At 68.5% G+C, this 26031-nt stretch carries 20 protein-coding genes; 8 read left to right on the top strand and 12 right to left on the bottom strand.

The window, feature by feature from the left end; translation table 11 throughout:
- Nucleotides 1-18 precede the first annotated feature (18 nt).
- Together DIE21_RS13810 and DIE21_RS13815 are read left to right on the top strand one after the other, a co-directional pair.
- Complete coding sequence (locus tag DIE21_RS13810) at nt 19-600, top strand: YceI family protein (protein ID WP_124498226.1); 582 nt, start codon at nt 19-21, stop codon at nt 598-600.
- Between the two features lie 154 nt (nt 601-754).
- Nucleotides 755-2032: an MFS transporter gene (locus DIE21_RS13815; protein WP_124498227.1), complete on the top strand. Its 1278-nt coding sequence runs from the start codon at nt 755-757 to the stop codon at nt 2030-2032.
- Between the two features lie 19 nt (nt 2033-2051).
- On the opposite strand, the gene DIE21_RS13820 is transcribed toward DIE21_RS13815, so the two are convergent.
- The 6 genes from DIE21_RS13820 to queA all read right to left on the bottom strand — a co-directional run bounded on the left by DIE21_RS13820 (nt 2052) and on the right by queA (nt 9842).
- Complete coding sequence (locus DIE21_RS13820) at nt 2052-3602, bottom strand: S41 family peptidase (protein ID WP_124498228.1); 1551 nt, start codon at nt 3600-3602, stop codon at nt 2052-2054.
- Between the two features lie 160 nt (nt 3603-3762).
- Entirely contained in the window at nt 3763-4713 is a 951-nt protein-coding gene (gene secF, locus DIE21_RS13825; RefSeq protein ID WP_124498229.1) for a protein translocase subunit SecF, read from the bottom strand.
- 16 nt (nt 4714-4729) lie between these two features.
- Nucleotides 4730-6751 (bottom strand): protein translocase subunit SecD, encoded by a 2022-nt coding sequence (gene secD, locus DIE21_RS13830; RefSeq protein ID WP_124498230.1) that lies wholly within the window; start codon nt 6749-6751, stop codon nt 4730-4732.
- Nucleotides 6752-6857: 106 nt separating this feature from the next.
- Nucleotides 6858-7181, bottom strand: coding sequence for a preprotein translocase subunit YajC (gene yajC, locus DIE21_RS13835; RefSeq protein WP_124498231.1), 324 nt, complete (start codon nt 7179-7181; stop codon nt 6858-6860).
- Between the two features lie 232 nt (nt 7182-7413).
- Nucleotides 7414-8601, bottom strand: a complete 1188-nt coding sequence (tgt, locus tag DIE21_RS13840) for a tRNA guanosine(34) transglycosylase Tgt (protein ID WP_124498232.1) — start codon at nt 8599-8601, stop codon at nt 7414-7416.
- A 173-nt stretch (nt 8602-8774) separates the two neighbouring features.
- Nucleotides 8775-9842 (bottom strand): tRNA preQ1(34) S-adenosylmethionine ribosyltransferase-isomerase QueA, encoded by a 1068-nt coding sequence (gene queA / locus DIE21_RS13845; RefSeq protein WP_124498233.1) that lies wholly within the window; start codon nt 9840-9842, stop codon nt 8775-8777.
- A 167-nt stretch (nt 9843-10009) separates the two neighbouring features.
- Here queA and recG point away from each other — a divergent pair, with 167 nt between their 5' ends.
- The 5 genes from recG to ubiA all read left to right on the top strand — a co-directional run bounded on the left by recG (nt 10010) and on the right by ubiA (nt 18076).
- Nucleotides 10010-12358: an ATP-dependent DNA helicase RecG gene (gene recG / locus DIE21_RS13850; protein ID WP_124498234.1), complete on the top strand. Its 2349-nt coding sequence runs from the start codon at nt 10010-10012 to the stop codon at nt 12356-12358.
- 137 nt (nt 12359-12495) lie between these two features.
- Entirely contained in the window at nt 12496-13455 is a 960-nt protein-coding gene (locus DIE21_RS13855; RefSeq protein WP_124498235.1) for a LysR substrate-binding domain-containing protein, read from the top strand.
- 472 nt (nt 13456-13927) lie between these two features.
- Entirely contained in the window at nt 13928-16114 is a 2187-nt protein-coding gene (gene katG, locus DIE21_RS13860) for a catalase/peroxidase HPI (protein ID WP_124498236.1), read from the top strand.
- A gap of 362 nt (nt 16115-16476) precedes the next feature.
- Nucleotides 16477-16965 (top strand): non-specific DNA-binding protein DpsA, encoded by a 489-nt coding sequence (gene dpsA, locus DIE21_RS13865; protein WP_124498237.1) that lies wholly within the window; start codon nt 16477-16479, stop codon nt 16963-16965.
- Between the two features lie 238 nt (nt 16966-17203).
- Nucleotides 17204-18076 (top strand): 4-hydroxybenzoate octaprenyltransferase, encoded by an 873-nt coding sequence (gene ubiA, locus DIE21_RS13870; RefSeq protein ID WP_124498238.1) that lies wholly within the window; start codon nt 17204-17206, stop codon nt 18074-18076.
- Nucleotides 18077-18172: 96 nt separating this feature from the next.
- On the opposite strand, the gene proC is transcribed toward ubiA, so the two are convergent.
- The 6 genes from proC to DIE21_RS13900 all read right to left on the bottom strand — a co-directional run bounded on the left by proC (nt 18173) and on the right by DIE21_RS13900 (nt 25301).
- On the bottom strand, nt 18173-18985 hold the full coding sequence (proC, locus tag DIE21_RS13875) for a pyrroline-5-carboxylate reductase (RefSeq protein WP_124498239.1): 813 nt from the start codon (nt 18983-18985) through the stop codon (nt 18173-18175).
- Between the two features lie 50 nt (nt 18986-19035).
- Complete coding sequence (locus DIE21_RS13880; protein WP_124498240.1) at nt 19036-19734, bottom strand: YggS family pyridoxal phosphate-dependent enzyme; 699 nt, start codon at nt 19732-19734, stop codon at nt 19036-19038.
- A 134-nt stretch (nt 19735-19868) separates the two neighbouring features.
- On the bottom strand, nt 19869-21095 hold the full coding sequence (gene glcF / locus DIE21_RS13885; protein ID WP_124498241.1) for a glycolate oxidase subunit GlcF: 1227 nt from the start codon (nt 21093-21095) through the stop codon (nt 19869-19871).
- 7 nt (nt 21096-21102) lie between these two features.
- Nucleotides 21103-22191 (bottom strand): glycolate oxidase subunit GlcE, encoded by a 1089-nt coding sequence (gene glcE / locus DIE21_RS13890; RefSeq protein WP_124498242.1) that lies wholly within the window; start codon nt 22189-22191, stop codon nt 21103-21105.
- A 168-nt stretch (nt 22192-22359) separates the two neighbouring features.
- Complete coding sequence (locus DIE21_RS13895; RefSeq protein ID WP_124498243.1) at nt 22360-23853, bottom strand: FAD-linked oxidase C-terminal domain-containing protein; 1494 nt, start codon at nt 23851-23853, stop codon at nt 22360-22362.
- A gap of 38 nt (nt 23854-23891) precedes the next feature.
- Nucleotides 23892-25301, bottom strand: coding sequence for an FAD-binding oxidoreductase (locus DIE21_RS13900; RefSeq protein ID WP_124498244.1), 1410 nt, complete (start codon nt 25299-25301; stop codon nt 23892-23894).
- A 140-nt stretch (nt 25302-25441) separates the two neighbouring features.
- On the opposite strand from DIE21_RS13900, the gene DIE21_RS13905 reads away from it, so the two are divergent.
- A complete protein-coding gene (locus DIE21_RS13905; RefSeq protein WP_124498245.1) occupies nt 25442-25993 on the top strand; it encodes a cob(I)yrinic acid a,c-diamide adenosyltransferase in 552 nt (183 codons plus the stop codon).
- Nucleotides 25994-26031 lie beyond the last annotated feature (38 nt).

The raw sequence follows: 26031 nt of genomic DNA on the forward strand, positions 1-26031 counted from the left end.
GTTCCAAGGAGAAAGCGTTTGAAAAAGCATCTGATCATCGCCGCGGGCGCGCTGGCCGCTTCGCTGTCGTTCTCGGCATTCGCCGACAGCGCGACGTACCAGTTCGACCCGAGCCACACGTACCCGAGCTTCGAGGCCGACCACTTCGGCGGCCTGTCGGTCTGGCGCGGCAAGTTCGACAAGTCGAGCGGCACCGTGACGCTCGACCGCGCGGCGAAGACCGGTACGGTCGACGTGACGACCGACGTCGCGTCGATCCACACGGGCAGCGCGAAGCTCGACGAGCACCTGCAGACGGCCGAGTTCTTCGACGCGGCCAAGTTCCCGCAGGCGAATTACAAGGGCACCATCAAGTTCGACGGCGACAAGCCGGTGTCGGTGGTCGGCAACCTGACGATGCATGGCATCACGAAGCCGGTCACGCTGAAGATCGACTCGCTCAAGTGCATGCCGCATCCGATGCTCAAGCGTGAAGTGTGCGGCGTCGATGCGGTCGGCGAATTCAGCCGCGACGATTTCGGCCTCGACTACGGCAAGCAGTACGGCTTCAAGATGAAGACGAAGCTGCTGATCACGGCCGAAGCCGTCAAGCAGCAGTAACGCGCCCGGCCGGGCCGGTCGCCGCGTGTCCGCCGCCGCGCTCCCGTTCTCCGGGGGCGCGGCGGTTTTTTTTGCGCGCCTATAATCGTCGGCACAGCTCGCGGCGCGAGAACGGACGCGTCGGACAGAACGTATAACGACAAGGAGATCGCCGATGCACGCCGTCACGCAGTCCAGCTCCATTGCCACGTCGCCGCGCGTGTGGCGCGCGGTGGTCGCCGCGTCGATCGGCAACGCGCTCGAGTGGTTCGACCTCGTGGTCTACGGCTTCTTCGCGGTGACGATCTCGAAGCTGTTCTTTCCGGCCGGCAACGACACCGTGTCGCTGCTGCTCACGCTCGGCACGTTCGGCGTGTCGTTCTTCATGCGCCCGCTCGGCGCGATCGTGCTCGGCGCGTACGCCGACCGCGCGGGCCGCAAGGCCGCGCTCACGTTGTCGATCCTGCTGATGATGGCCGGCACGCTGGTCATCGCGGTGCTGCCGACGTACCAGACGATCGGCGTCGCGGCACCGCTGATCCTCGTCGCCGCCCGGCTGATGCAGGGCTTCTCGGCCGGCGGCGAATTCGGCAGCGCGACCGCGTTCCTGGCCGAGCACGTGCCGGGTCGGCGCGGCTTCTTCGCGAGCTGGCAGGTCGCGAGCCAGGGCCTCACGACGCTGCTCGCGGCCGGCTTCGGCACCGTGCTGAACGCGCAGCTCACGGCCGGCCAGATGGCCGCGTGGGGCTGGCGCATCCCGTTCTTCTTCGGGCTGCTGCTCGGGCCCGTCGCGTACTACATCCGCTCGAAGGTCGACGAGACGCCCGAATTCCTCGCGGCCGAAAGCACCGCGAGCCCGTTGCGCGACACGTTCGCGTCGCACAAGGCGCGGCTCGTCGCCGCGATGGGCGTGGTGGTGCTCGGCACCGTCGCGACCTATCTCGTGCTGTTCATGCCGACCTACGGCGTGAAGCAGCTCGGCCTCGCGCCGTCCGCCGCGTTCGCGGCGATCCTCGTCGTCGGCGTGATACAGATGGCGTTCGCGCCGCTCGTCGGCCACTGGTCGGATCGCTACGGCCGCGTGCGCGTGATGCTCGCGCCGGCGGTCGGTATTCTCGTGCTGATCTATCCGGCGTTCGCGTACCTGGTCGCGCATCCGGGCTTCGGCACGCTGATCGCGCTGCAGGTGCTGCTCGCGGTCCTGATGACCGGCTATTTCGCGGCGCTGCCGGGCCTGCTGTCCGAAGTGTTTCCGGTGCAGACGCGCACGACCGGGATGTCGCTCGCGTATAACGTCGCGGTGACGATCTTCGGCGGCTTCGGGCCGTTCATCATCGCGTGGCTGATCCGCGCGACCGGGATGAAGACCTCGCCGAGCTTCTACCTGATGTTCGCGGCCGTGCTGAGCCTCGCGGCGCTGGTCGTGTTGCGCCGGCGGTTCGGGTTCCGGTGATCGGGCGCGCGGCGGCGCGTCAGTCGTCGCCGCGCGCGCATACCGGCGGCGCCGGCATCAGTCGCGCGGGCGCGTTGATGGTCTGCACGGGCCGGCCGGCGAGCGCATTGAGCGCCTGCCGGAGCTGCCAGTCGGCAGCCGTGCCGAATTCGCGCTGCGGCAGCGCCGCGCTCTTCGCCGTATCGACTTTGGCCCGCACGCGCTGCTCGCGCAGTGTCTGCCGCGCCTTGCGTACCGGCGCGAACGGATCGGGCGCCTGCCGGTCCGCATATGGCGCGCGGGCGAGATCGACTTCGCGGTACCACAGCAGCACGCCGTCGACGTCCGAGTCGCGGCGCGGCGGCACGAGCCAGTCAGGCACGACGCCGTAGCCGTCCATCGGGCAGCCGTTCGGCCGCAGGTTGCGCGCGAACGTGAAATTCAGGCGCGTGCCGTCGATCAGGTCGACGCCGGTCTGCGCGAGCCCCTTCCCGTAGGTCGGCATCCCGAGCAGCCGCGCGCGGCCGAGATCCTTCAGGGCCGCCGCGGTCGCTTCGGCGGCCGACGCGCTCTGTCCGTCCACGAGCACGACGAGCGGCACGGTGCGCCACCAGTCGTCGGCCTGCAGCGGCGCGAGCGGATCCTGGCCGTGCATGACCGGCAGTTCGTAGTCGGGCCAGCTGGTCGTGAAGCGGCGGCGCTTCGTGCCGTCGCGCTCGAGCGTCACCATCGCGGTGCGGTCGCGCCCGGCGAACAGCGCGGTGATGCCGATCGCCGCATTGAGCGCGCCGCCGCCGTTGATGCGCAGGTCGAGGATCACGCCTGTCACCGGCGGCCCCGCGCGGCGCGCGGCCTGCACCGCGTCGATGGTGTTGCCGACCGCCGGCTCCGGGAAGCTCGACAGCCGCGTGTACAGGATGTCGCCGGCGAGCCGCCTGGCGGTCGCCGGGTGCGGCCTGACGATCGCGCGGACCGGCGCAAAGGTGAGCGTTGCATGGTTCGGGCCGCGCCGGACCGTGAGCTTCAGCGGCACGCCCGCGTCGCCCTGCGCGAGTTTCACGACCTCGCTGCTGTCGAGGCCGACGACGCTCGTGTCGTTCATCGCGACGACGAGATCGTCGGGCCGCACGCCGGCCTGCTCGGCGGGCGCGTCGGGGATCACGTCGATGATGTGCAGCCCGTCGGGCCGCGTCTCGAACACGATGCCGATGCCCGGCGTGCCGTCGCGCGCGCGGCGCTCGTCGTCGAGCTGCTGCTGGCGCTCCTTCGCGTTGAAGAAGCGCGCGTACGGCAGCGTCCTGATCCCGTCGTGCACGGTGGCGTCGAGCAATGCGCCGAGGTCGACGTCGGTCAGGTGCTGCCTCTTCAGCACTTCGACCGCGGCCTTCAGTTCGCAGAGCTGCGGTTCCCAGTCGGGCGGGCAGGGCGAGGGTTGCGATGCGGCGGCAGGCGGGGAGGCGGGCGGGGAGGCGGTCGGCGCGGACGCGGATTGCGCGCGGGCGGCCGATGCGCATGCAACGAACGCAGCCGCGGCGGCTGCACCGGTACTCCAGGCGACGATGCGACGAACGACACGCGTGGCAGGCATCATGAGGACCGCGGCTTCGACGAGTGGCGGGCGGGATGGTGACGCGATTGTAGCCGACGGCCCGCGCCATCGCGCCCGGGGGAAGAGGGGAGCGGCTCGCGCATGAAAAAAGGCCGGTCCGCGAGGGACCGGCCTTCCGGGATCAGCCGAAACGGCGCGGCGCTTAAACCTGCGCGCCCGCGTTCGGATCGTCCGGGTCGTGCGCGGTCTTCTTGTCCTTGATCAGGTCTTCGCGCTTGATGCCGAGCCACATCGCGAGCGAGCCCGCGACGAACACCGACGAGTAGATGCCGAACATGATGCCGACCGTCAGCGCGAGCGCGAAGTAGTGCAGCGTCGGGCCGCCGAAGAAGAACATCGACAGCACCATCATTTCCGTCGACGTGTGCGTGATGATCGTGCGCGACATCGTGGTCGTGATCGCATGGTTGATCACTTCCTGCACGCTCATCCTGCGTTCGCGGCGGAACGTCTCGCGGATCCGGTCGAAGATGACGACCGACTCGTTGACCGAGTAGCCGAGCACCGCGAGGATCGCCGCGAGCACCGCCAGCGAGAACTCCCACTGGAAGAACGCGAAGAAGCCGAGAATGATCACGACGTCGTGCAGGTTGGCGATGATGCCGGCGACTGCATATTTCCACTCGAAGCGGAACGACAGGTAGATCACGATGCCGATCACGACGCACGCGAGCGCGAGCAGGCCGTCGGTCGCGAGTTCCCGGCCGACCTGCGGGCCGACGAACTCGACGCGTTGCAGCGACACGTCGGGGCTCTGCGCCTTCAGCGCGCCCATCACCTGGTCGCTCTGCTGCGCGGACGTCAGGCCTTCCTTCAACTGCAGGCGGATCAGCACGTTGCGCGACGTGCCGAAGTTCTGCACCTGCGCGTCGGCGTAGCCGAGCTTGCCGAGCGTCGCGCGCACGGGTTCGAGTTCCGCGGCCTGCTGGTACTGCACCTCGATCACCGTCCCGCCGGTGAATTCGACGGACAGGTGCAGCCCGCGGTGGAACAGGAAGAACACGGCGGCGAGGAACGTGACCAGCGAGATCACGTTGAACACCAGCGCGTGCCGCATGAACGGAATGTCTTTACGGATGCGGAAAAATTCCATGATCTTCTCCGGGGCCTTATTGGGTCGAGCCCGGTTTCTTCGGCGACACGCCTTGCTGCGCGCGGTTGCGCAGCTGCGGCTTGCCGGTGCGCGGCGCGTTGCCCTTCGCGGGCGCGGCGAGCTTCGCGGCGCGCGCGGTGTCGGTCGATTCGTCCACATCGGCGAACGATGCGCCGGCCGCGGCGCCTTCCGGCTTCCACACCTGGCCGATCGCGAGCGACTTCAGCTTCTTGCGGCCGCCGTACCAGAGGTTGACGATCCCGCGCGAGAAGAACACCGCGGAGAACATCGACGTCAGGATACCGAGGCAGTGCACGATCGCGAACGCGCGAACCGGGCCCGAGCCGAACGCGAGCAGCGCGAGGCCGGCAATCAGCGTCGTGACGTTCGAGTCGAGAATCGTCGCCCACGCATGCGCGTAACCGGACTGGATCGCGAGCTGCGGCGGCTGGCCCGCGCGCAGTTCTTCACGCACGCGCTCGTTGATCAGCACGTTCGAGTCGATCGCCATGCCGAGCGCGAGCGCGATTGCCGCGATACCCGGCAGCGTCAGCGTCGCCTGCATCAGCGACAGCACGGCGACGAGCAGCAGCAGGTTCACCGACAGGCCGATCACCGAGACCACGCCGAACAGCATGTAGTACGCGATCATGAACACGGCGATCGCGCAGAAGCCCCAGATCACCGAGTGGACGCCCATCTTGATGTTGTCGGCGCCGAGGCTCGGGCCGATCGTGCGTTCCTCGATGATGTCCATCGGCGCGGCGAGCGAACCGGCGCGCAGCAGCAGCGCGAGGTCGGCCGCGGCCTGCGGCGTCGGCTGGCCCGTGATCTGGAAGCGGTCGCCGAGTTCGGACTGGATCGTCGCGACCGTCAGCACTTCGCCCTTGCCCTTCTCGAACAGCACCATCGCCATCGGCTTGCCGATGTTCTCGCGCGACACCGCGCGCACCGAGCGGCCGCCCGCCGAATCGAGGCGGATGTTGACCGACGGACGCTGGTGTTCGTCGAAGCCGGCCGACGCATCGATGATGCGGTCGCCGGTGAAGATCACGTCCTTCTTCAGCAGCACGGGCGCCTGGTTGCCCTGCGTGAACAGCTCCTCGCCCGGCGGCACCGGGTCGTTCGGGTTCGGGTGCGTGTTGATCGGATCGGCGAGGCGCGCCTCGAGCGTCGCGGTGCGGCCGATGATGTCCTTCGCCTTCGCGGTGTCCTGCACGCCAGGCAGTTCGACGACGATGCGGTCGCTGCCCTGCTGCTGCAGGATCGGCTCGGACACGCCGAGTTCGTTCACGCGGTTGTGGAGGGTGGTCAGGTTCTGCTTGAGCGCGGCGTCCTCGACGGCCTTCTGCACGGCCGGCGTGAACGTGCCGACGACCTGCGTGCCGCCGCCGCCGGGCTGGGTCGCCCATTGCAGTTCGGTGACCGACGCGGCGAGCACCTTGCGGGCGTCTTCGGCCGTCTGCGCGTCGCTGAAGTTGACGACGACGGACTGGTCGACGCGGCTCACGCCGCCGTCGCGGATGTTCTTGTCACGCAGCAGCGTGCGTGCGTCGGTCGCGTCGGAGTCGAGCTTCTTCGTGAGCGCGCCCGTCATGTCGACCTGGAGCAGGAAGTGGACACCGCCGCGCAGGTCGAGGCCGAGATACATCGGCAGTGCGTGCAGCGCGGTCAGCCAGCGCGGCGACGCGCTCTGCAGGTTCAGTGCGACGACGAACTGCGGATCGTTCGGATCGGCGTTCAGCGACTTCTGCAGCAGGTCCTTGACGCGCAGCTGCGTATCGGTGTCCTTCAGGCGCACGCGGATGTTCGCGTTGGACGCCGTGTTCTCGAAGGTGACGTCGTCCGGCTTGATCTGCGCGGACGCGAGCGCGGATTCGACCTGGGTCAGCGTGGTCGAGTCGAGCTTGACCGTGGCCTTGCCGCTCGACACCTGCACCGCCGGCGCTTCGCCGAAGAAGTTGGGCAATGTGTACAGAAGGCCGATGGCGAGCGCCACGACCATCACGACATATTTCCAGAGTGGGTAACGATTCATGAGGGGGCCGAACGGGTGGTTGGCGTGAAAGCGTCGCGTCCGGCGCCGCGGCGGCCCGCTCTCTCAGGCGGGCACGGCGCGGGGAGCCGGACGCTCGGTGAAAGCCTTACAGCGACTTGATCGTGCCCTTCGGCAGAATGGTCGTGACGGCAGCCTTCTGCACGGTGATTTCGGTGCCTTCGGCGATTTCGATGCCGATGTAGCCTTCGGTGACCTTCGTCACCTTGCCGACGAGGCCGCCGCTCGTGACGACTTCGTCGCCCTTCGCCATGGCCGCGAGCATGTTGCGGTGTTCCTTCTGGCGCTTCATCTGCGGACGAATCATGATGAAGTAGAGCACCGCGAACATCAGGATGAGCGGCAGGAAGCTCATCAGGCTCGATTCGGCGCCACCGGCACCTTGCGCGAAGGCATTGGAAATGAACGGCACGTTGGTCTCTCCGTAGGGGAAGATCGAAAAATAAGCCGGTTATTCTACCACCGGCCCCATGCGCAAACGGCGCAGCAAATGCGCTTGCGGATCAAGCCGTTAAGCGCGAAACGACACCATTGCGACTCGTTTGGAAAGGCAATTGTAATGTTTGGCGGTCGTGACCGGCACCCGGAACGCATTATTTAGTACACGTCCTGTGTGACGGGCCGCGGTGCGGGCCGCCGGCCCGTCAGTCGACCCCTCTCGCGCGATCCTCCGCGAAGCGCTGGCGGAACGCGTCGAACGTATGGGTCTCGATCGCGTCGCGAATCTCGCTCATCAGCTGCAGGTAGTAGTGCAGGTTGTGGATCGTGTTGAGCTGCGCACCGAGGATTTCGCCGACGCGGTGCAGGTGATGCAGATAGCCGCGCGAGAAGTTCCGGCACGTGTAGCAGGCGCAGCTCGCGTCGAGCGGCTTCAGCGCATTCTTGTGCGTCGCGTTGCGGATCTTCACGTCGCCGAAGCGCGTGAAGAGCCAGCCGTTGCGCGCGTTGCGGGTCGGCATCACGCAGTCGAACATGTCGATGCCGTTCGCGACGCCCTCGACCAGGTCCTCCGGCGTGCCGACGCCCATCAGGTAGTGCGGCTTGTTGGCCGGCAGCTTCGGGCCGACGTGCTGCAGCACCCGCATCATGTCTTCCTTCGGCTCGCCGACCGACAGCCCGCCGATCGCGAGGCCGTGGAAGCCGAGCGCCGACAGGCCCGCGAGCGATTCGTCGCGCAGGTCCTCGAACATCCCGCCCTGGACGATCCCGAAGAGGGCATTCGGGTTGCCGAGCCGGTCGAACTCGTCGAGCGAGCGCTTCGCCCAGCGCAGCGACATGCGCATCGACTCGGCCGCTTCCTTGTGCGTGGTCGGCACGCCGTTGGTCGCGTACGGCGTGCATTCGTCGAACTGCATCACGATGTCGGAGTTCAGCACCTTCTGGATCTGCATCGACACTTCCGGCGACAGGAACAGCTTGTCGCCGTTGATCGGCGAGGCGAACGTCACGCCGTCCTCGGTGATCTTGCGCAGGTCGCCGAGCGAGAACACCTGGAAGCCGCCCGAGTCGGTCAGGATCGGCTTGTTCCAGCCCATGAAGCCGTGCAGGCCGCCGTGCGCGTCGATCGTGTCGAGGCCCGGGCGCAGCCACAGGTGGAACGTGTTGCCGAGGATGATCTGGGCCTTGATCTCGTGCAGCTCGCGCGGCTGGATCGCCTTCACGGTGCCGTAAGTGCCGACCGGCATGAAGATCGGCGTCTCGACCACGCCATGGTTGAGCTTCACGCGGCCGCGGCGTGCATGGCCGTCGGTCGTCAGCAGTTCGAATTCGAGCCCGTTGGCGGGGCGGTCCTGCACTTGGGCGTGCGTATCGTGGGATGAACCTTCGGTCATCGCGTCATGCTCCTTGCCACCGGAAAACAGTCCGGCGCATGTTGAAAAGCGCCGCCGGGGTGCCGGCGACGGAAAAAACGAGTGCGCGTCATCGTCGCGCGCGGTGCGGCCGGGCGGAGCCCGTCCCCGATCGGCGCCGCGGCGGCCGTACGCGATGCCGCGCATGGCCGCGCTTACGCGCGCGGCGCCTCCGGCGTGTCGCGCCGCGTGAGCAGCATCGCGTCGCCGTAGCTGAAGAAGCGGTAGCGTTCGTCGATCGCGTGCCGGTACGCGGCGCGGATCGTCTCGACGCCCGCGAACGCGGACACCAGCATCAGCAGCGTCGACTTCGGCAGGTGGAAGTTCGTGACGAGCCGGTCGACGACCCGGAAGCGGTAGCCGGGCGTGATGAAGATGTCGGTCTCGGCCTGCGCCGCCGCGAGCGGGCGGCCCGCTTCGTCGGCGCTGCGCGCCGCGGCTTCGAGCGCGCGCATCGACGTCGTGCCGACCGCGATCACGTTGCCGCCGCGCGCGCGGGTCGCGGCGATCCGGTCGACGAGCGACTGCGGCAGGTCGTACCACTCGCTGTGCATCCGGTGCTCGGCGATGTTCTCGACGCGCACCGGCTGGAACGTGCCGGCGCCCACGTGCAGCGTCAGCGTCGCGCGCTCGACGCCCATCGCGTCGAGCCTGTCGAGCAGCGGCTGGTCGAAATGGAGCCCGGCCGTCGGCGCGGCGACCGCGCCCGGGTTGCTCGCGTAGACGGTCTGGTAGCGCGTCTCGTCGGTCGCGTCGGCGTCGTGCTCGATGTACGGCGGCAGCGGCAGGCGGCCGTGCTGCTCGATCAGCGTGAGGCACGGCGCCGGGAAGTGCAGCGTGAAGAACGGCTCGACGCGCTCGCCGACCGTCACGTCGAACGCGTCGGCGAGGCGCAGCGTCGTGCCGGCGCCCGGCGACTTGCTCGCGCGGATCTGCGCGAGCGCCGTGTGCGTGCCGGTCACGCGCTCGATCAGCACCTCGATCTTGCCGCCGCTGGCCTTCTGGCCGAAGAACCGCGCCTTCAGCACCTTGGTATCGTTGAACACGAGCAGGTCGCCGGGCGCGATGCACGACGGCAGCTCGGCGAAGCGGCGGTCGACGAGGCGCGCGGGCTCGACGGTGCCATCGACCTCGAGCAGGCGGCTCGCGGTGCGGTCGGGCAGCGCGGTTTGCGCAATCAGCTCGGGCGGCAGATTGAAATCGAAATCGGAAAGCGTGAACATGCGGGCTGGTTCGAAACGGCCGGCGGGCGCCGCCGACAGGGCGGAAACGCATGAATGGGGCGCGCGAGCCGCTATGATGGCGGGATGCGCGGCCTGGCCGGCGTCGTTCGTTCGGACGACGTGAAAGCCGCTATTGTACTTGCCTTGCGAAGCACCCAGACGATCCGATGCCTGTGTCACCACGCCGTTCCGCCGCCGCCGTTGCCGATTCCGCCGATCCGTTCGACGCGGACGATGCCGCGTTACCCGCGCGAAGCGCGGGAGAGCGCGGTTCCGTGGAGCGCGCCGCGCCGCGTCGCGCGGGCCCGAAGCGCGGCGCGGACGGGCGGCTCGCGCAGCCGGCCGCCGCCGCACCCGACCTCGAAACGGGCGCGGGCGGCGACGAAGCGGGCGCGGCAGGGGCGTCGGGTGCAGCCGGCGCAAAGCGCAAGAAGAAGCCGGCCGCCGACAAACCCGTGAAGACCGTCGACAAGCTCGCGAAGCTCGGCCTCACGCGCTCGATCGACCTCGTGCTGCACCTGCCGATGCGCTACGAGGACGAAACCACGCTCACGCCGATCGGCGAACTGCTGCCGGGCGGCATCGCGCAGACCGAAGGCGTCGTGTTCGACAACGAGGTCGCGTACCGGCCGCGGCGCCAGCTCGTCGTGAAGATCCAGGACGACGACGGCGAGCAGCTCGTGCTGCGCTTTCTCAATTTCTACGGCTCGCAGGTCAAGCAGATGGCCGTCGGCCAGCGGCTGCGCGTGCGCGGCGACGTGCGCGGCGGCTTCTTCGGGATGGAGATGGTGCATCCGGCGGTGCGCGTCGTCGAAGCCGATGCGCCGCTGCCGCAGGTGCTCACGCCCGTCTATCCGAGCACGGCCGGCGTGTCGCAGGCCTATCTGCGCAAGGCGATCGAGAACGCGGTCGAGCGCACGCCGCTGCCCGAGCTGCTGCCGCCCGAGATCCAGCGTGACTACCTGAAGCCGCTCGACGTGCCGTCGCTCGAGCAGGCGGTGCGCATCCTGCACCACCCGCGCGTCGATTCCGACGAAGCCGCGCTGATGGACGGCTCGCATCCGGCGTGGACGCGCATCAAGTTCGAGGAACTGCTCGCGCAGCAGCTGTCGCTCAAGCGCGCGCACGAGGAGCGCCGCACGCGCGCGGCGCCCGCCATGCCGCGCCGCGCCGCCGCCGATGCCGACGCGCTGACGACGCGCCTCTACGCAGCGCTGCCGTTCACGCTGACCGGCGCGCAGTCGCGCGTCGTCGACGAGATCGCGCACGACCTCACGCTCGCGCACCCGATGCAGCGGCTGCTGCAGGGCGACGTCGGCAGCGGCAAGACGGTCGTCGCGGCGCTGGCCGCGGTGCAGGCGATCGACGCCGGCTACCAGGCCGCGCTGATGGCGCCGACCGAGATTCTTGCGGAACAGCACGCGCGCAAGCTGCGCGCGTGGCTCGAGCCGCTCGGCGTCACGGTGGCGTGGCTGGCGGGCAGCCTGAAGGCGAAGGAGAAGCGCACGGCGATCGAGGCCGCGGCGCTCGGCACCGCGCAGCTCGTGATCGGCACGCACGCGATCATCCAGGACACCGTCGAATTCGCGCGGCTCGGCCTCGTGATCGTCGACGAGCAGCACCGCTTCGGCGTCGAGCAGCGTCTCGCGCTGCGCGCGAAGGCCGCGAACGCGGCCAACGGCGCGCGCGATTTCCAGCCGCACCAGCTGATGATGTCGGCCACGCCGATTCCGCGCACGCTCGCGATGACCTATTACGCGGATCTCGAGGTGTCGACGATCGACGAGCTGCCGCCGGGCCGCACGCCGGTGCTGACGCGCCTCGTCGGCGACGCGCGGCGCGAGGAGGTGATCGCCCGCGTGCGCGAGGCCGCGCTGACCGGCCGCCAGGTGTACTGGGTGTGTCCGCTGATCGAGGAGAGCGAGACGCTGCAGCTGCAGACGGCCGTCGAGACCTACGAGACGCTGGCCGCCGCCCTGCCCGAGCTGAAGGTCGGGCTCGTGCACGGGCGGCTGGCGCCGGCCGACAAGGCGGCCGTGATGGAAGCCTTCACGCGCAACGACGTGCAGCTGCTCGTCGCGACGACCGTGATCGAGGTCGGCGTCGACGTGCCGAACGCGTCGCTGATGGTGATCGAGCACGCGGAACGTTTCGGCCTCGCGCAGCTGCACCAGCTGCGCGGCCGCGTCGGGCGCGGCACCGCGGCGTCGGTGTGCGTGCTGCTGTACACGGGCCCGCTGTCGCTCACCGGCCGCGAGCGGCTGAAGACGATGCGCGAGACAACCGACGGCTTCGAGATCGCGCGGCGCGACCTCGAGATCCGCGGCCCCGGCGAATTCCTCGGCGCGCGCCAGTCCGGCGCGGCGATGCTGCGCTTCGCGAACCTCGAGACGGACGGCTGGCTGATCGATCCGGCCCGCGACGCGGCGGCGCGACTGATCGCCGCGTATCCCGAGGTGGTCACGCAGCATCTCGCGCGCTGGCTCGGCGCACGGGAGCAGTATCTGAAGGCTTGATTCGCGCCTTCGGGGTCGGATTTAAAACCGCCATTCAGCGCGTAATCAGCGTATCGCGATGCAGAGAAACTTGGCGAACCGGTGCCAACGGGTGTATAAATTAAACCTATCGCATGCATATCCCTGATTGACCCACAATGACCCTGACTGAACTGAAGTACATCGTCGCGGTCGCGCGCGAGCGGCATTTCGGTCGCGCGGCCGAAGCATGCTTCGTGAGCCAGCCGACGCTGTCGGTGGCGATCAAGAAGCTGGAAGACGAGCTCAACGTGCAGATTTTCGAGCGCGGCGCGAGCGAAGTGAGCGTGACGCCGATCGGCGACCAGATCGTCACGCAGGCGCAGCGCGTGCTCGAGCAGACCTTCGCGATCAAGGAGATCGCGAAGCAGGGCAAGGACCCGCTCGTCGGCCCGTTCCGTCTCGGTGTGATCTACACGATCGGGCCGTACCTGCTGCCGACGCTCGTCAAGCAGATGATCCAGCGCGTGCCGCAGATGCCGCTGATGCTGCAGGAGAATTACACGCTGAAGCTGCTCGAACTGCTGAAGCAGGGCGAGATCGACGCCGCGATCATGGCGCTGCCGTTCCCCGAAACCGGCCTGATGGTGCGGCCGCTGTACGACGAGCCGTTCGTCGTCGCGCTGCCGGCAGGACACCCGTGGGAGAAGCGCGACGAGATCGACGCCGAGGATCTGAAGCAGGAAACCATGCTGCTGCTCGGCAACGGCCACTGCTTCCGCGATCACGTGCTGGGCGTGTGCCCGGAGCTGATGCGCTTCTCGCAGACGGCCGACGGCATCCAGAAGACCTTCGAGGGCTCGTCGCTCGAGACGATTCGCCACATGGTCGCGAGCGGCGTCGGCATCACGGTGCTGCCGCGGATGTCGGTCGCCGAGATCGGCCCGCGTGCGAACGGCCCCGACGCCGAGCTGCTGTCGTACGTGCCGTTCAACGAGCCGGTGCCGGATCGCCGCGTCGTGCTGGTGTGGCGCAAGAGCTTCACGCGGATGCCCGCGATCGATGCGATCAGCGAGGCGATCGCTGCGTGCGATCTCCCGGGCGTCGCGAAGCTCGACATGCCGGCGACGATGAACTGAGCGCACCGCGGCATGCATGCGTGACGGCACGATGAACGGGGCCTTGCGGCCCCGTTTATTTTTTCCTATCGCATAGATGAAATTTATCAAATTCAAATATTAGATAGATTGACCTAGAATTGTCCTCATGGATCGGCGTGCGGATCGAACGCACGATCCGCACGCTGAATGCAAGCGTCAAAGGAGGATGTCATGATGCGGTCGGTATTGCAGCATGCGCAGCGGAACATCCCGCCGCGCAACGAGGTCGTAAATCGTGCCAGGGCGGCGGCCCGCAGCCTGCGCCCGATTGCGTTCGCGTACCTGGCGGACCGTGTATACGGTGGATGAGTGCCGCCGCACGCCGGTCCGGTGTTCCGCACCCGACACCCCGCGGCACGACAGAACCACCCCGTTCCGTTTTATTCCCCGCAAGGCTCCACGAACCGCGTCCGGCAAGTGGGGGCCTACGAGCAAGTAAAGGAGAAAAAGCATGTCGACCGAATCGAAATGTCCGTTCAACCATACGGCGGCCGGCGGCCCGTCGAACAAGGACTGGTGGCCGAACCAGCTGAACCTCGACATCCTGCACCGGCACTCGGCGCTGTCCGATCCGATGGACAAGGATTTCGACTACGCGCAAGCGTTCAAGAAGCTCGACCTCGCGGCGGTGAAGCGCGACCTGCAGGCGCTGATGACGACGTCGCAGGACTGGTGGCCGGCCGACTTCGGCCACTATGGCGGCCTGTTCATCCGGATGGCCTGGCACAGCGCCGGCACGTACCGGACCGCCGACGGCCGCGGCGGCGCGGGCGGCGGGCAGCAGCGCTTCGCACCGCTGAACAGCTGGCCGGACAACGCGAACCTCGACAAGGCGCGCCGGCTGCTGTGGCCGATCAAGCAGAAGTACGGCCGCAACATCTCGTGGGCCGACCTGCTGATCCTGACCGGCAACGTCGCGCTCGAATCGATGGGCTTCAAGACCTTCGGTTACGGGGGCGGCCGTGTCGACACATGGGAACCGGACGACGTCTACTGGGGTTCGGAAAAGATCTGGCTGGAACTGAGCGGCGGCCCGAACAGCCGTTACTCGGGCGACCGTGATCTCGAGAACCCGCTCGCGGCCGTGCAGATGGGCCTCATCTACGTGAACCCGGAAGGCCCGGACGGCAACCCCGACCCGGTCGCGGCGGCACGCGACATCCGCGAGACGTTTGCGCGGATGGCGATGAACGACGAAGAGACGGTCGCGCTGATCGCCGGCGGCCACACGTTCGGCAAGACGCACGGCGCGGGCCCTGCATCGGACGTCGGTGCCGAGCCGGAAGCGGCGGGCATCGAGCAGCAGGGTCTCGGCTGGAAGAGCGCGTACGCATCGGGCAAGGGCCGCGATGCGATCACGAGCGGCCTCGAGGTCACGTGGACGTCGACGCCGACGAAGTGGAGCAACGACTTCTTCAAGCACCTGTTCAGCTACGAATGGGAACTGACGAAGAGCCCGGCCGGCGCGCACCAGTGGGTCGCGAAGGGCGCCGACGAAGTGATTCCGGATGCGTTCGATGCGTCGAAGAAGCATCGCCCGACGATGCTGACGACCGACCTGTCGCTGCGTTTCGATCCGGCCTACGAGAAGATCTCGCGCCGCTTCTACGAGAACCCGGCCGAGTTCGCCGACGCGTTCGCGCGCGCCTGGTTCAAGCTCACGCACCGCGACATGGGGCCGCGTGCGCGCTATCTCGGCCCGGAAGTGCCGGCCGAGCAACTGCTGTGGCAGGACCCGATCCCGGCCGTCGACCACACGCTGATCGATGACGCGGACGTCGCGGCGCTGAAGGCGATGGTGCTCGCGTCGGGCCTGTCGGTTGCGCAGCTCGTGTCGACCGCATGGGCGTCGGCCTCGACGTTCCGCGGTTCGGACAAGCGCGGCGGCGCGAACGGTGCGCGCATCCGCCTGGCGCCGCAGAAGGACTGGGACGTGAACCAGCCGGCCGCACTCGCGAAGGTGCTCGAGACGCTCGAAGGCGTGCAGAAGGCGTTCAACGCCGCGCAGACGGGCGGCAAGAAGGTGTCGCTCGCCGACCTGATCGTGCTGGCCGGTGCGGCCGGCGTCGAGCAGGCCGCGAAGGACGCGGGCGTGACGGTGACGGTGCCGTTCGCACCGGGTCGGATGGACGCGTCGCAGGAGCAGACCGACGGCGAGGCGATGGCCGTGCTCGAGCCGGTTGCGGACGGTTTCCGCAACTACCTGAAGCACGCGTACCAGACGCCGGCCGAAGCGCTGCTGGTCGACAAGGCCCAGCTGCTGACGTTGACGGCGCCGGAGATGACCGTGCTGGTCGGCGGCCTGCGCGTGCTCGGCGCGAACGTCGGCGACTCGAAGCACGGTGTGTTCACCGATCGCACGGGCACGCTGTCGAACGACTTCTTCGCCAACCTGCTCGACATGGGCACGGAGTGGAAGGCGGTGTCGGACGCGAACGACGTGTTCGAAGGGCGTGATCGTGCGACGGGCCAGGTCAAGTGGACCGGCACGCGCGTCGACCTGATCTTCGGTTCGCACTCGCAGCTGCGTGCACTGGCCGAGGTGTATGGCAGCGCGGATGCGAACGAGAAGTTCGTGCGCGATTTCGTCGCGGCCTGGAACAAGGTGATGAACCTCGACCGCTTCGACCTCGCGTGAATGTCGTGATGCGTTAGCGCAGTCACGTTGCAACGTGAAACGGCCGGTCGCACGACCGGCCGTTTTTTCTTCCGGTTCAAGGTCTTGTCGAAGGAGTGACGACCATGACGCACATGATGCTGACCATGCGCGCCGCGTTCGCGGCGCATCGTCGGTTTCGCGATCGTCATCGGCGGTGCGGCCGAGCTGGCCGCGCAGGCGCTGCACGCGCTCGCGCCGATCGTCTCGGGTGCCGGCGGCTGAGCGCAGGGATTGGCCTGCCGCGCTAGACTGGCGAGTCGCGAACGGATGCCGCGCGACGCGGCATGCGGATTGCTCGACGCACTTCGCCGGTTCAACGTTTCGAATGAGGAGTCCCGAAGATGGCCAAGAAAGGCAACGCCACGCAGATCAACATCGGCATCAGCGACAAGGACCGCAGGAAGATCGCGGACGGCCTGTCGCGCCTGCTTGCCGATACGTTTTCGCTGTATCTGAAGACCCACAACTTCCACTGGAACGTCACGGGGCCGATGTTCAATACGCTGCACCTGATGTTCGAGGAGCAGTACAACGAACTGTGGCTCGCGGTCGACTCGGTCGCCGAGCGCATTCGCACGCTCGGTGTCGTCGCGCCGGGCACGTTCGCGGATTTCGCGAAGCTGTCGTCGGTGCCGGAAGCGAACGGCGTGCCGGCAGCCGAAGAGATGATCCGCCAGCTCGTCGAAGGGCACGAAACCGTCGTGCGCACCGCGCGCGATATCTTCCCGATCGCCGACGCGGCGAGCGACGAGCCGACCGCCGACCTCTTGACGCAGCGCCTGCAGACGCATGAAAAGACCGCGTGGATGCTGCGGTCGCTCCTCGCGTAAGTCGGTGCGGCCGGTCCCGCGCCATGCGGCCGGCACGAGCGGGTGTCCGACCTCGGACCGGGGCCGGGTACCACCTGCCAGGCATCTGTCCCTTGATTGACGCGCGGGATTGCCCGGCCGCCTGCAGCGGGCCCGGGCGGGCCGCGCGCGCAGCGGCACCCGGTCGCGGGCCGTCCCGACATGACGCGGACGGCCGCTCGGCTCTAAAATGCCGGGGTTATCTTCCCGGTGCTTCGCCATGCTTGCCCGCTTTCCCCTGTATCTGCGGCTCGTCCGGATGGACAAGCCGATCGGCAGCCTGCTGCTGCTCTGGCCGACGCTCAACGCACTGTGGATCGCGTCGGACGGCCATCCGCGCTGGCCGCTGCTCGTGATCTTCGTGCTCGGCACGCTGCTGATGCGCTCGGCCGGCTGCGCGATGAACGACTATGCCGACCGCGATTTCGATCGCCACGTGAAGCGCACGGCCGACCGGCCGCTGACGTCGGGCAAGATCCGCGCATGGGAAGCCGTCGCGATCGCGGTGGTGCTGGCGTTCATCTCGTTCCTGCTGATCCTGCCGCTCAATACGCTGACGAAAGAGCTGTCGGTCGTCGCGCTGTTCGTCGCCGGCTCGTATCCGTTCATGAAGCGTTTCTTCGCGATTCCGCAGGCGTATCTCGGCATCGCGTTCGGCTTCGGCATCCCGATGGCGTTCGCGGCCGTGCAGGACACGGTGCCGATGCTCGCGTGGGTGATGCTGGTTGCGAACATCTTCTGGTCGGTCGCGTACGACACCGAATACGCGATGGTCGACCGCGACGACGACATCAAGATCGGCATTCGCACGTCCGCGCTCACGTTCGGCCGCTTCGACGTCGCGGCCGTCATGCTGTGCTATGCGGTGACGCTCGGCATCTACGTGTGGATCGGCGTGACGCTCGGCTTCGGCCTCGCATACTGGGCCGGCTGGGCCGCGGCGGTCGGCTGCGCGCTGTATCACTACACGCTGATCAAGGGCCGCGAGCGGATGCCGTGCTTCGCGGCGTTCCGGCACAACAACTGGCTCGGCGGCGTGCTGTTCGCGGGGATCGCCGCGCACTACCTGCTGGCGGGTCCGGCGGGCAACTGAAACGGCTGCGCGCCCCCGGCGCGCGATGCCAACAAAAAAGCGGCCGAGGCCGCTTTTTTGTTGCCGGTGCCGTAAGCACGGCGAAGGTCGCTGCCCTTACGCGCGGCCGAGCTCGTCGCCCATTTCCTTCGCACGCGCCTCGGCTGCGAGCGCGCCGCGCACGATCGCTTCCTTCACGCCCTGCGCGTCGAACGACGCGAGCGCGGCGGCCGTCGTGCCGCCCTTCGACGTCACGCGCTCGCGCAGCACGCTTGCCGGCTCGCCCGATTGCGCGGCGAGCTGCGCGGCGCCCGCGAACGTCGCGACCGCGAGCGCGCGGCCCTGTTCGTCGTTCATGCCGAGGCGGCGCGCGGCTTCCTGCAGCGCTTCGATGAAATAGAACACGTAGGCCGGACCGCTGCCCGAGATCGCCGTGACCGCGTCGAGCTGCGCTTCGTCGTCGAACCACACGATCTCGCCGACCGCGCCGAGCACGTTCGATGCAAGCTCGCGACCGGCCGCGTCGACGCCCGGCAGCGCGGCGAGACCCGTCACGCCCATGCCGACGAGCGCGGGCGTGTTCGGCATCGTGCGCACGACACGCGCGTAGTCGCCGAGCCAGCGGGCGAGGTCGGTGCCGCGGATGCCGGCCGCGATGCTGATCACGAGCTGCGATTTCAGATGCGGCGCGAGCGCCTGCGCGACGTCCTTCAGCACCTGCGGCTTCACCGCGAGCACGATCGCGTCGTAGTCCGCGAGCGTCGCGTCGACGGCCGCGCCGGTGCGGATGCCGAATTGCTGCGCGGCGCGCGCGCGGGCGTCCTCGTTGACGTCGATGGCATACAGGCCGTCAGCCGCGACGCCGCGCTTGATCAGGCCGCCGATCAGGGCCGCGGCCATGTTGCCGCCGCCGATGAATGCGATTTTCATGATGTCCGATTGAGCAGGTGAGTGAACGGAAAGGCGGAAAAGGGCGGCGCTCAGTGCGAATAGTCGCGTGCGCCGAAGATTGCGGTGCCGACGCGCACGATCGTCGCGCCTTCGAGCACCGCGGCTTCGAGATCGGCGGACATGCCCATCGACAACGTGTCGAGCGGCAGGCCTTCCGCACGCAGCGTATCGAACAGCGCACGCAGCGCACGATGCGGCGCGCGTTGCGCGTCGGTATCGCCGGCCGGTTCGGGAATCGCCATCAGGCCGCGCAGGCGCAGCATCGGCAGCGCGGCGACCGCGCGCGCGACCTCGGCCACGTCGGCCGGCGCGACGCCGCTCTTCGACGCCTCGCCGCTGATGTTCACCTGCACGCACACGTTGAGCGGCGGCAGGTGCGCGGGGCGCTGTTCGGCGAGGCGCTGCGCGATCTTCAGCCGGTCGACCGAATGGACCCAGTCGAACCGCTCGGCGACCGGGCGCGTCTTGTTCGATTGCAGCGGCCCGATGAAATGCCATTCGAGCCCGGCGCGCAGATCCGCGAGCGCGTCGATCTTGTCGATCGATTCCTGCACGTAGTTTTCGCCGAACGCGCGTTGTCCGGCCGCATGGGCGGCGCGCACGTCGTCGGCGGGAAACGTCTTCGACACGGCGAGCAGCGTGACGGTGGCGGGATCGCGGCCGGCCGCGCGGGCGGCGTCGGCGATGCGGCGGTGAACGGAGTCGAGACGGGCGGCGAAATCGGACATGACGGGCACGGAAGCAGGCACGGGAAGCGAATGCGGCGGCGAATACCGCGGCGGATGCGGCACGGCACGCGCCGCATCGATTCGCTCATTATACGGACGGGATGCCGTGCGCGACCGGCCGGGCCGGCGCCGCGCTAGCCGTACAGCAGATGCTCGACGAGCTGGATCCAGTGCACGACCGGAATCTGCGTGCCGCTTTGCAGATGCGCGATGCAGCCCACGTTGCCGGACACGATCATTTGCGGCTCGAGTGCCTGCAGCTTCAGCAGCTTCTGCTTGCGCAGCCGGTACGACAGCGACGGCTGCGTCAGCGAATAGGTACCGGCCGACCCGCAGCACAGATGGCTGTCGGCCGGCAGCCGCACCTCGATGCCGAGCGTCTCGAGCAGGCGCTCGACCTTGCCGCGCGACTGCTGGCCGTGCTGCAGCGTGCACGGCGGGTGGTACGCGACCGTATGGATCGCGCGGCGCCGCGCGAGCGTCGCGATCTCGGCCTCGAACGCGAGCAGCACGTCGGAGATGTCGCGCGTGAGCGCGACGATGCGCCGCGCCTTCTCCGCATAGGCCGGATCGTCGCGCAGCAGGTGCGCATATTCGAGCACCGTCGCGCCGCAGCCCGATGCGTTCATCACGATCGCTTCGGCGCCTTGCTCGACATACGGCCACCATGCATCGATGTTGCGGCGTGCGTCGGCGAGCGCTTCGTCGTGATAGTTCAGGTGCAGGCGGATCGCGCCGCAGCAGCCCGCGTCGGGTGCGACGATCGTTTCGACGCCGAGCGCGTCGAGCACGCGCGCGGTCGCGATGTTGATGTTCGGCAGCATCGACGGCTGCACGCAGCCGCCGAGCATCAGCATCTTGCGCGGATGCGTGCGCTGTGGCCATTCGAGCAGCCTCGTGCGCGGCGGCACCTTGTCGCGCAGCCGCTTCGGCAAGAGCGGCCGCACGTGCTGGCCGAGCCGCATGAGCGGCGAGAACAGCGCCGCGTTCGGCACGACGCTCGCGAGCAGGCGGCGCACGAGCCGCTGCTGCACGGGGCGCTGCACTTGCGCCTCGACGTGCTTGCGGCCGATTTCGACGAGCCGGCCGTACTGGACGCCCGACGGGCAGGTCGTCTCGCAGCTGCGGCAGGTGAGGCAGCGGTCGAGGTGCTGCTGCGTGCTGCGCGTGACCGGCGCGCCTTCGACCATCTGCTTGATCAGGTAGATACGCCCGCGCGGGCCGTCGAGTTCGTCGCCGAGCAGCTGGTAGGTCGGGCACGTCGCGGTGCAGAAGCCGCAATGCACGCACTTGCGCAGGATCGCGTCGGCCTCGTCGCCGTCGGGCGTGTTGCGGATGAAATCGGCGAGGTTCGTTTGCATCGAGCCCTCAGAGATCGGGGTAGAGCCGGCCGCGGTTGAAGATGCGCGCGGGATCGAACGCAGCCTTCAGCCCGCGGTGAATTTTCATCAGCGGCGCGGGCAGCGGCGTGAACACGCCCGCGCTGCGGTCGTAGGACTCGCCCGCGCGGAACAGCGTCGCATGGCCGCCGGCCTGCTTCGCGCTCATGCGTACCGTCTGCGCATCGGCGTCGGTGATCCACCAGCGCTGCGCGCCGCCCCATTCCATCAGCTGGGTGCCGGGCAGGTGCATCGGTTCGGTGATCGACGGCAGCGCGAGGCGCCACAGCGCATAGCCGGGCGGGATCCCGTTGAAGAACGGGTCGGTGTGCTCGCGCACGCCGGCCCAGAAGCGTTCGGCCTCGACCGCGTCGACGACTTCGCCGCCGAGCAGCGTCTTCGCCGATTTCACGGCGGCCTCGGCCCCCGACAGCCGCAGCACCAGCGTACCGTTGCGCCAGGCGCTCGCGCTGACGGGCAGCGGATGGCCGCCCCATTCGTTGAGCTTGCGCACCGCGTCGGTCGCGGTCATCTCGAACTTCAGCGTGACTTCGGCGACCGGCACGGGCAGCACCTTGATCGACAGGTCGAGCATCAGCCCGAGCGTGCCGAGCGCGCCGGCCATCAGCCGCGACACGTCGTAGCCGGCCACGTTCTTCACGACCTGCCCGCCGAAGCGCAACACTTCGCCGCGGCCGTTCATCAGCGTGACGCCCAGCACGAAATCGCGCGGCGCGCCGCAGGCCGCGCGGCGCGGGCCCGCGAGGCCGGCCGCGATGCAGCCGCCGACGGTGGCCGCGCGGCCGAAGTGCGGCGGCTCGAACGGCAGCATCTGGCCGCACTCGTCGAGGACGGTTTCAAGCTGCGCGAGCGGCGTGCCCGCGCGGACCGTGACGACGAGTTCGGCCGGGTCGTACGACACGATGCCCTGAAACGCGCGCGTGTCGAGTATTTCGCCGTCCAGCGCCTGGCCGTACCAGTCCTTGGTGCCGCCGCCGCGAATCCGCAGCGGCTGACCGTCGGCACTGGCGGCGCGAATGCGCTCGGCCCATCCGGCGACGATGTCGTCCTCTTCCATGTTCTGTTGCTGCCTCGTCTTGTTGTCCGGTCGATTGTACCGGGGTGGCGCGAATCCACATCGCGACTATCCCTAAGCCCCGTATCACGAAGGCATGCAGGCACCGCCGCGCGCACGGCCGACGCGCGGGCAGGGCGATACGTCGCGGCCCGCGCAACCGCGCGGCGCTCAGAAGCGCGGCAGGTCGGGGTGCGGCAGCAGCCCGCCGCGCACGTGCTGGCGACCGTACTCCGCGCAGCGCGCGCGGGTCGGGATGCCCTTGTCGGGATTGAGCAGCCCGGCCGGATCGAACGCGCGCTTGACCGCGAAGAACGCATCGCGCTCCTGCGGCGAGAACTGTACGCACATCGAGTTGAGCTTTTCGATGCCGACGCCGTGCTCGCCCGTCACGCTGCCGCCGAATTCCACGCAGCATTCGAGGATTTCCGCGCCGAACTGCTCGGCGCGGTGCAGCTCGTCCGGATCGTTCGCGTTGTAGAGGATCAGCGGATGCATGTTGCCGTCGCCGGCATGGAACACGTTGATGCAGCGCAGCCCGTAGCGCGTCTCGAGCTGCTCGATGCGCGCGAGCAGCGGGCCGATCGCGCGGCGCGGCACGGTGCCGTCCATGCAGTAATAGTCGGCGGAAATGCGCCCGGCGGCCGGGAACGCGTTCTTGCGGCCCGACCAGAAGCGCAGCCGCTCGCTTTCGTTGCGCGACACCTGGATGCGCGTCGCGCCGTGCTCGCGCAGCACCGCCGTCATGCGGACGATCTCCTCCGCGACTTCTTCCGGCGTGCCGTCCGATTCGCACAGCAGGATCGCCTTCGCGTCGAGGTCGTAGCCCGCGTGCGTGAACGCCTCGACGGCCTGCGTGGCCGGCTTGTCCATCATCTCGAGCCCGGCCGGGATGATGCCCGACGCGATGATCGCGGCGACCGCCTCGCCGCCCTTCACGACATCGTCGAAGCTCGCCATCACGAGCTGCGCGGTCTGCGGTTTCGGGATCAGCTTCACCGTGACCTCGGTGACGATCGCGAACATCCCTTCGCTGCCGATCATCACCGCGAGCAGGTCGAGGCCCGGCGTATCGAGGCCGAGCGAACCGAATTCGACGATCTCGCCGTCGATCGTGACCGCGCGCACGCGCATCACGTTGTGCACGGTCAGCCCGTATTTCAGGCAGTGGACGCCGCCGGAATTTTCCGCGACGTTGCCGCCGATCGTGCAGGCGATCTGCGACGAAGGATCGGGCGCGTAGTACAGCCCGTACGGTGAGGCGGCTTCCGAAATCGCGAGGTTGCGCACGCCGGGCTGCACGGTGGCCGTGCGCGCGTACGGATCGACCTCGACGATGCGCGTGAAGCGCGCGAGCGACAGCACGACGCCGTTCGCGACCGGCAGCGCGCCGCCGGACAGGCTCGTGCCCGCGCCGCGCGGCACGATCGGCACTTCCATGCGGCGGCAGATCTGCACGATGCGCTGCACCTGCGATTCGGTTTCGGGCAGCGCGACCGCGAGCGGCAGCCGGCGGTACGCGGACAGGCCGTCACACTCGTACGGCGCGGTGTCTTCGTCACGGAACAGCAGGCAATGCGTCGGCAGCACGGCCATCAGCGCCTGCACGACTTCGCGCTGGCGCTGCGCGCGAGTCGCGCTCGACAGTTCGACGGAAGCGTTCATGGGGTCTCCTGCGGGCGGCGCAGCGGCGCGCCGGCGTGTCAGCACGTGAAGATCTTGCCGGGATTCATCAGGTTGCGCGGATCGAGCGCGAGCTTGATCGCGCGCATCGCGTCGATGGCATGCTCGCCGTGCTCCTTCGGCAGGAAGCGCATCTTGTGCAGCCCGACGCCGTGCTCGCCCGTGCAGGTGCCGCCGAGGCGCAGCGCGCGTTCGACGATCCGGTCGTTGATGCGCTCGGCTTCGTCGAGTTCCTCGGGCTTGTCGGGATCGATCAGGATCGCGACGTGGAAATTGCCGTCGCCGACGTGGCCGACGATCGGGCAGGGCAGCGACGATGCGCGCAGGTCGGTTTCGGTCTCCTCGACGCACGCGGCGAGTTGCGAGATCGGCACGCACACGTCGGTCGTCACCGCGCGGCAGCCGGGTTTCAGCTGCAGCATCGCGAAGTACGCGTTGTGGCGCGCGGCCCAGAGCCGCGTGCGGTCCTCGGGGCGGGTCGCCCATTCGAAGCCCTGGCCGTGATTCTGGCCCGCGAGCGCCTGCACGAGCTCGGCCTGTTCCTTCACGCCGGCTTCGGTGCCGTGGAATTCGAAGAACAGTGTCGGCGCTTCGGCGAGCGTCAGGTTCGAGTGGCGGTTGATCGAGCGCACCGCGAGCGCGTCGACGAATTCGACGCGCGCGATCGGCACGCCGATCTGGATCGTCTCGATCACGGTGCGCACCGCGTCGCCCATCGACGGGAACGTGCAGATCGCGGCCGACACGGCTTCGGGCAGCGGATGCAGGCGCAGCGTGATCTCGGTGATCACGCCGAGCGTGCCTTCGGAACCGACGAACAGGCGCGTGAGGTCGTAGCCGGCCGACGACTTGCGCGCGCGCGAGCCCGTCTTCACGACGCGGCCGTCGGCGAGCACGGCGGTCAGGCCGAGCACGTTCTCGCGCATCGTCCCGTAGCGCACGGCGTTGGTGCCCGATGCGCGGGTCGCGGTCATGCCGCCGATGCTGGCGTCGGCGCCCGGATCGATCGGGAAGAACAGGCCGGTGTCGCGCAGCGCCTCGTTGAGCGCCTTGCGCGTGATGCCCGGTTCGACCGTGACGGTCAGGTCTTCGGCGTTGATCGACAGCACGCGGTTCATTTCCGACAGGTCGAGCGATACGCCGCCGCGCACGGCGAGCAAGTGGCCTTCGAGCGACGAGCCGGCGCCGTACGGGATCAGCGGCACGCTGTAGAGCGCGCACAGCGACACGACTTCGCGGACTTCATCGGCGCTGTGCGCGAACACGACGGCGTCGGGCAGTTGCGGATCGAACGGCGATTCGTCGCGGCCGTGATGGGCGCGGACGGCGTCGGCGGTCGACACGCGCGCGCCGAAGGCGGCGCGCAGCGCGTCGAGCATCGCGGGCGGGAGGGGGCGGCGCGTGGCGGCTGGCGGGGCAGCGTGATTCACGAATGTCTCCTGACGACTGCTTGTCAAAGTTTCGGTTCATTCTACGCTGCAACGTCCGCTGCGGCCCCCGCCGCGGGCTGCGATAATTGCGTTGCAACGCAACCGGGCCGCGTCGCGGCCGCGCACGAGAGGACATTCGCATGGGCAACCGCTTGAGCAAGATCGCCACGCGCACGGGCGACGACGGCACCACCGGCCTCGGCGACGGGCGGCGCGTCGGCAAGGACGATGTACGGATCGCCGCGATCGGCGACGTCGACGAATTGAACTCGACCCTCGGCGTGCTGCTTGCCGAGCCGCTGCCGGACGACATTCGCACCGCGCTCGTCACGATCCAGCACGACCTGTTCGATCTCGGCGGCGAGCTGTGCATTCCGGGCCACGCGGTGCTCGACGACACGCACCTCGCGCGCCTCGACCGGTGGCTCGCCGACTACAACGCGACGCTGCCGCCGCTGAAGGAGTTCATCCTGCCGGCCGGCTCGCGCGCGGCGTCGCTTGCGCATGTCTGCCGGACGGTGTGCCGCCGCGCCGAGCGCTCGATCGTCGCGCTCGGGCGCACCGACACGCTCAATGATGCGCCGCGGCGGTACGTGAACCGGCTGTCGGACCTGCTGTTCGTGCTGGCGCGCGTGCTGAACCGCGCGGGTGGCGGCTCGGACGTGCTGTGGGAGCGCGGGCGCGTCCGCTGACGCCCGGTGTCGTTTTTCCGCGCTGCGACAATTTGCCC

The organism is Burkholderia sp. Bp9140, assembly GCF_003853425.1.
GTDB lineage: Bacteria > Pseudomonadota > Gammaproteobacteria > Burkholderiales > Burkholderiaceae > Burkholderia.

Excerpts from the sequence above, each read along its gene's own strand:
- DIE21_RS13815 (WP_124498227.1), top strand. The coding sequence starts at position 755 with ATGCACGCCGTCACGCAGTCCAGCTCCATTGCCACGTCGCCGCGCGTG.
- DIE21_RS13820 (WP_124498228.1), bottom strand. The coding sequence starts at position 3,602 with ATGATGCCTGCCACGCGTGTCGTTCGTCGCATCGTCGCCTGGAGTACC.
- secF (WP_124498229.1), bottom strand. The coding sequence starts at position 4,713 with ATGGAATTTTTCCGCATCCGTAAAGACATTCCGTTCATGCGGCACGCG.
- secD (WP_124498230.1), bottom strand. The coding sequence starts at position 6,751 with ATGAATCGTTACCCACTCTGGAAATATGTCGTGATGGTCGTGGCGCTC.
- tgt (WP_124498232.1), bottom strand. The coding sequence starts at position 8,601 with ATGACCGAAGGTTCATCCCACGATACGCACGCCCAAGTGCAGGACCGC.
- queA (WP_124498233.1), bottom strand. The coding sequence starts at position 9,842 with ATGTTCACGCTTTCCGATTTCGATTTCAATCTGCCGCCCGAGCTGATT.
- recG (WP_124498234.1), top strand. The coding sequence starts at position 10,010 with ATGCCTGTGTCACCACGCCGTTCCGCCGCCGCCGTTGCCGATTCCGCC.
- DIE21_RS13855 (WP_124498235.1), top strand. The coding sequence starts at position 12,496 with ATGACCCTGACTGAACTGAAGTACATCGTCGCGGTCGCGCGCGAGCGG.
- katG (WP_124498236.1), top strand. The coding sequence starts at position 13,928 with ATGTCGACCGAATCGAAATGTCCGTTCAACCATACGGCGGCCGGCGGC.
- dpsA (WP_124498237.1), top strand. The coding sequence starts at position 16,477 with ATGGCCAAGAAAGGCAACGCCACGCAGATCAACATCGGCATCAGCGAC.
- ubiA (WP_124498238.1), top strand. The coding sequence starts at position 17,204 with ATGCTTGCCCGCTTTCCCCTGTATCTGCGGCTCGTCCGGATGGACAAG.
- proC (WP_124498239.1), bottom strand. The coding sequence starts at position 18,985 with ATGAAAATCGCATTCATCGGCGGCGGCAACATGGCCGCGGCCCTGATC.
- DIE21_RS13880 (WP_124498240.1), bottom strand. The coding sequence starts at position 19,734 with ATGTCCGATTTCGCCGCCCGTCTCGACTCCGTTCACCGCCGCATCGCC.
- glcF (WP_124498241.1), bottom strand. The coding sequence starts at position 21,095 with ATGCAAACGAACCTCGCCGATTTCATCCGCAACACGCCCGACGGCGAC.
- glcE (WP_124498242.1), bottom strand. The coding sequence starts at position 22,191 with ATGGAAGAGGACGACATCGTCGCCGGATGGGCCGAGCGCATTCGCGCC.
- DIE21_RS13895 (WP_124498243.1), bottom strand. The coding sequence starts at position 23,853 with ATGAACGCTTCCGTCGAACTGTCGAGCGCGACTCGCGCGCAGCGCCAG.
- DIE21_RS13905 (WP_124498245.1), top strand. The coding sequence starts at position 25,442 with ATGGGCAACCGCTTGAGCAAGATCGCCACGCGCACGGGCGACGACGGC.